Raw genomic sequence first — 1,574 nt, forward strand, 5'->3', positions numbered from 1 at the left:
GACCCCATGGGGTCCGGCCCGTTCTCTTCGCGGTTACCGTCCCGCGCCGCCGCGTTCCAGCGTGAAGGCCGCCCGGGCGACACCACGCCCGGCCTGCTCGAACGTCACGGGTATCGAGACGGCCCCGGCAACGGCGTCCCCCGGCCCGTGGCCGTCGGCGACCACCGTCAGGGGCTCGTCGAGTTCCGCGTAGGCGTCGAAGGAGGCCTCAAGGCCGGTGACCGACCACGAAGCCGCCGGGGCCCCGAAGAGTTCCTCGGCGGTCAGCAGGGCCGTCTGCCGTCCCGCCTCCATCAGCACCATGCCGGGCACATGGTCCTGGGCGTGGTCGAACAGGCTCGGGTGCCCGCCGGCCACCAGCAGCCGTGCCCGCACCTGCCGGCCGTCGGTGACCGGGTCGAGCAGCACCACGTTCTCCGGCCGCTCCCGGCCCACGCGCCCGGGCTTCACGAGGCCCTCGGTGGCAGGCCGACGGTAGGACTCGGACGTCGGGGTGCCGCCGCCGTCCCGGCGGCCGCGGAGCATCCCGTAGACGCTGTCGGCGACGTACTTCACCCGCATGGACACCTCGCCCACGGGCTGCCCGGAGACGGTGATCGCCATGCGGTACCGCAGACCGCGCAGCGAGCCCCCGACCCACTGCGCGTCGTGCGTCGTGACCGCGATCGTCACCTCGGCCGGCCCGTGGGCGGGCTGGAGCGCGGCCAGGCCCGGCAGTTCCATCGACCACTGCTGGAGAACGAACTTGGTGCCGTCCGGCGCCCCGAAGTGCGCGTGCACCGCGTGCGTCTCGGCCTGGCGGCAGCACTCCAGCAGGAACAGCGGATCGACCGCGGACCAGGTCGTGTGGTCGGTGTAGTAGGCGTGGGACGGCGGCAGTTGCGCCCCGGCCACGAAATGGCTGTCGTCGACCGCCGTGCTGTCGGTCAGGAACACCTCCGACAGCGCCCGGCGGTGTACGAGCGCCTTCGCCACGGTGTGCTCGAACGTGAGCGCACGCAGCGCTGCGCCGACGCTGTCCGTCTCGGCCATCACGGTCACGCGAATCCCCTTTTCCCAGACTGTCCTTGACGTCGGCCCACGCTCCCAGCGACGGCTCACGCCCACCTCACGCACTCGTCACGCCGCGCGGAACACCCACCGGGACGTGTGCGATGCTGCGGAGGCACGACCACAGGCCAAGGCCCCATCCGTCCCACCGGCGGAGCGCACACCGCCCTGCGCAGAACGAACGCCGAGGTGAGCATCCCGCAGGGCCCCGCGAAGCTGGCCGGCTCCGGCTGCGCCGCCTCTGGGCACCCGGCGACACCCTCACCTGCTGGGCGGTGTGACGCTCCTCAGTGCCGGCGGAGTGCGCCGGAGCGACGGAGCCGCCGTACGGCTGACCGCAGTTCCGTACTGCGTGTGGGCGAACCGTCGGCAGGGACCGATGCGCGTGTGGATTCCTCGGGAGTGACGGCGTCGGTGGCCCAGAGGGCGAGTTCACGGTCCCGGGGTCCGTACGCCGTATAGGCGACACCGTCCTGGGCATCCGGTGCGCGGTCTCCGAAGACGCGCACCGGATGGGCCTCGTC

At 72.6% G+C, this 1,574-nt stretch carries 2 protein-coding genes; one reads left to right on the plus strand and one right to left on the minus strand.

The annotated features are described in order from the left end of the window. Positions 1 to 33: 33 nt before the first annotated feature. Positions 34 to 1,032 (minus strand): ScbA/BarX family gamma-butyrolactone biosynthesis protein, encoded by a 999-nt coding sequence (locus ACFTZL_RS44770; RefSeq protein ID WP_382596352.1) that lies wholly within the window; start codon positions 1,030 to 1,032, stop codon positions 34 to 36. Positions 1,033 to 1,402: 370 nt separating this feature from the next. On the opposite strand from ACFTZL_RS44770, the gene ACFTZL_RS44775 reads away from it, so the two are divergent. After that, entirely contained in the window at positions 1,403 to 1,456 is a 54-nt protein-coding gene (locus ACFTZL_RS44775; RefSeq protein WP_382596355.1) for a hypothetical protein, read from the plus strand. Positions 1,457 to 1,574 lie beyond the last annotated feature (118 nt).

The sequence above is a fragment of the Streptomyces sp. NPDC056948 genome, from assembly GCF_042674225.1.
Lineage (GTDB): Bacteria > Actinomycetota > Actinomycetes > Streptomycetales > Streptomycetaceae > Streptomyces > Streptomyces purpurascens.